This is a genomic window from Pseudomonas sp. SDO5522_S412 (genome assembly GCF_054071215.1).
Window position 1 is genome coordinate 1 of sequence record NZ_JBSVWQ010000376.1, and the last position, 3,203, is coordinate 3,203.

Here is a 3,203-nt window from a genome sequence, read left to right on the forward strand (position 1 = left end):
CCTAAGGTATTGACTGGCACACCGCTTTCGCGAGCAAGCCCGCTCCCACTTTTGTTTTGTGGGGTGTCAGTCAGCCCAGGGCGCCTTGCGCGAGTTGTTCAGCTCATTCAAATAGCTGTCGCCACCCAACTGACTCATCTGCTGCCGAATCCACGCCGCCCGTCGCGCGACATACGACGTTGGATGGCTGGCACTCCACACCCGCGGGTTAGGCAACACCGCAGCCAGGTAGCTGGCCTGCTGGCGGGTCAGCGCCTTGGCACTCACCCCAAAGTGATGCCGCGCCGCCGCTTCGGCGCCGAACACGCCTTCATCCCATTCCACGCTGTTGAGGTACACCTCAAGAATTCGCTGCTTGGGCCAGAGAATCTCGATCAGCCCGGTAAACCAGGCTTCCAGGCCCTTGCGGAAATAGCTGCGGCCGGTCCACAAAAACAGATTCTTCGACACCTGCTGGCTCAAGGTGCTGGCGCCACGAATCGAACCGCCGCGCTCGTTATGCAGCAACGCCGCCTGGATCGCGTCGAAATCAAAACCCCAATGTTGCGGGAAGCGCTGGTCTTCGCCGGCCATCACCGCCACTTTCAGTTCGTCGGAGATCTGATCCCACGGCACCCACGTGCGCTGTACGTCAATCGGCTCGCCGTCGACCCAGGACTCGACCTTGCGCTCAACCATCAGCGCAGTGCCCGGCGGTGGCACGAAACGGAACAGCAGCACCAGCAGCACGCTGCCGATGGCAAACCACTTGAGGGCTTTGAGAAAACGCTTGAAGAGGAGACGCAGCATAGAGATGGCTTGGCCGAACCCGTTGAGCGGGCCATTATACAGACCCTGCCCCCTGAGTCTGACTGGAGTTCCTCATGTTGCGTGGCTTTCTGATGCTGGCTGCCTTTTTCGGTTTCACCGGCGTCGCCCTGGGTGCGTTTGCCGCCCACGGCCTGAAAAACCGCCTGAGCGCCGAGTACCTGGCGATTTTCCACACCGGCGTGACCTACCAGTTGGTGCACACCCTGGCGCTGTTCGGCGTGGCACTGCTGGCGGCGCACATTCCGGGCAGGCTGGTGACGTGGGCGGGGGTGTCCTTTGCCGTGGGCATCCTGCTGTTCTCCGGCAGCCTGTATGTGCTGACCATGACCGGCATCAGCAAGCTCGGCATCATCACCCCGTTTGGTGGCCTGGCGTTCCTGCTGGGCTGGTTCTTCCTCGGTTTGGCGGCGTGGCGTCTACAGGCTGCCTGACCAAGGGGCTTGGGCCAGCAACGCCAATCACGCTAGAATGCTGGCCCCTAAAAACGATGGCGGCCCGTGGCATGCGCATTCAGTTGAACGGCGAACCCTTTGAACTGCCCAACGGTGAAACCGTTGCGGCGCTGCTGACCCGTCTGGACTTGACCGGACGCCGCGTCGCAGTGGAGCTCAACCAGGATATCGTCCCGCGTAGCCAGCACGTCGAGACCGCGCTCACCGAGGGTGACCAGGTCGAAGTGGTCCACGCCATCGGCGGCGGCTAGCCGTCCGGCGCTCCAGGGCGCCAACCCGCATTCTGCAGAACCTCACCCCAACTCGAGGATTTCCCATGAGCATCGTTCGTAGCGACAAGCCTTTCGTCCTGGCCGGTCGTACCTTCCAGTCGCGTCTGCTGGTCGGCACCGGCAAGTACCGCGACATGGAAGAAACCCGCCTGGCCATCGAAGCCTCGGGCGCCGAGATCGTTACTTTCGCCGTGCGCCGCACCAACCTCGGCCAGATCGAGGGCGAGCCGAACCTGCTCGAAGTGCTGTCGCCGGATCGCTACACCTTCCTGCCGAACACCGCCGGTTGCTACGACGCCATCGAAGCCGTGCGCACCTGCCGCCTGGCCCGTGAGCTGCTCGACGGCCACAACCTGGTGAAGCTGGAAGTGCTGGCCGACCAGAAAACCCTGTTCCCCAACGTGATCGAAACCCTCAAGGCCGCCGAGACCCTGGTCAAGGAAGGCTTCGACGTGATGGTCTACACCAGCGACGACCCGATCATCGCCCGCCAACTGGCCGAAATCGGCTGCATCGCGGTGATGCCGCTGGCCGGTCTGATCGGTTCCGGCCTGGGTATCTGCAATCCGTACAACCTGCAGATCATCCTTGAAGAAGCCAAGATCCCGGTGCTGGTGGATGCGGGCGTGGGCACTGCCTCCGACGCCACCATCGCCATGGAACTGGGTTGCGATGCGGTGCTGATGAACTCGGCCATCGCCCATGCCCAGCAGCCGATCATGATGGCCGAAGCCATGCAACACGCAATCGTCGCCGGCCGCCTGGCGTACCTCGCCGGGCGCATGCCGAAAAAACTTTACGCCAGCGCCTCCTCGCCGCTGGATGGTCTGATCAAGTAAGAGCCATTGATGACTGAATCAAACGAAACGCCGAACACCCTGGAAGAAGGCGACGAGTCCAAGCACCGCCGCATCAAGAGTTTTGTGATGCGCGCCGGTCGCATGACCGAGGGCCAGCAAAAGGGCCTGGAGCAGGGCACGCCGCTGTTCGTCCTGCCGCTGGCAGACGCGCCGGTGGATTACGACCAGGTGTTTGGCCGCTCGGCACCACGCTCCCTGGAGATTGGCTTCGGCATGGGCCATTCCCTGCTGGAAATGGCCGCGGCTTCGCCGGAGCAGGATTTTATCGGGGTTGAAGTACACCGTCCGGGTGTTGGCGCGCTGCTGAACGGCGTGCTGACTCAGGGCCTGACCAACCTGCGGGTCTACGACTGCGACGCGATCGAAGTGCTCAACCGCTGCATCGCCGACAACAGCCTCGACCGGCTGATGCTGTTCTTCCCGGACCCCTGGCACAAGAGCCGCCACCACAAGCGCCGCATCGTCCAGGCTTCCTTCGCGGAACTGGTGCGCAGCAAGCTGAAAGTGGGCGGCATCCTGCACATGGCCACCGACTGGGAACCGTATGCCGAGTACATGCTGGAAGTAATGAACGTCGCCCCTGGCTACCGCAACCTGGCGGAAGACGGCAAATGCGTCCCGCGCCCGGCCGAGCGGCCGATCACCAAGTTCGAACGTCGCGGCGAGCGACTCGGGCATGGGGTTTGGGATTTGAAGTTCGAGAAAGTGGACTGATAAGTCCCAGGCTTGAAATGCAGTAAAAAATGTGGGAGCGGGCTTGCTCGCGAATGCGGTAGATCAGTCGACATTTACGCTGACTGACACACCGC

5 protein-coding genes are annotated in these 3,203 nt (G+C 62.4%); 4 read left to right on the forward strand and 1 reads right to left on the reverse strand.

The window, feature by feature from the left end:
- Positions 1–66 precede the first annotated feature (66 nt).
- Positions 67–789, reverse strand: a complete 723-nt coding sequence (gene mtgA / locus ACW9I6_RS31655) for a monofunctional biosynthetic peptidoglycan transglycosylase (protein WP_102370102.1) — start codon at positions 787–789, stop codon at positions 67–69.
- Between the two features lie 74 nt (positions 790–863).
- Between mtgA and ACW9I6_RS31660 the strand changes: the two genes are divergently transcribed.
- From ACW9I6_RS31660 to trmB, 4 genes are all read left to right on the forward strand, one after another.
- A complete protein-coding gene (locus tag ACW9I6_RS31660) occupies positions 864–1,241 on the forward strand; it encodes a DUF423 domain-containing protein (RefSeq protein ID WP_003213781.1) in 378 nt (125 codons plus the stop codon).
- A 71-nt stretch (positions 1,242–1,312) separates the two neighbouring features.
- The gene (thiS, locus tag ACW9I6_RS31665) at positions 1,313–1,513 is read left to right on the forward strand and encodes a sulfur carrier protein ThiS (protein ID WP_457340216.1); all 201 of its coding nucleotides are present in this window, start codon (positions 1,313–1,315) and stop codon (positions 1,511–1,513) included.
- A gap of 65 nt (positions 1,514–1,578) precedes the next feature.
- Entirely contained in the window at positions 1,579–2,373 is a 795-nt protein-coding gene (locus tag ACW9I6_RS31670) for a thiazole synthase (protein WP_093204048.1), read from the forward strand.
- A 9-nt stretch (positions 2,374–2,382) separates the two neighbouring features.
- Positions 2,383–3,108, forward strand: a complete 726-nt coding sequence (trmB, locus tag ACW9I6_RS31675) for a tRNA (guanosine(46)-N7)-methyltransferase TrmB (protein WP_003213778.1) — start codon at positions 2,383–2,385, stop codon at positions 3,106–3,108.
- The last annotated feature ends 95 nt before the right edge of the window (positions 3,109–3,203 follow it).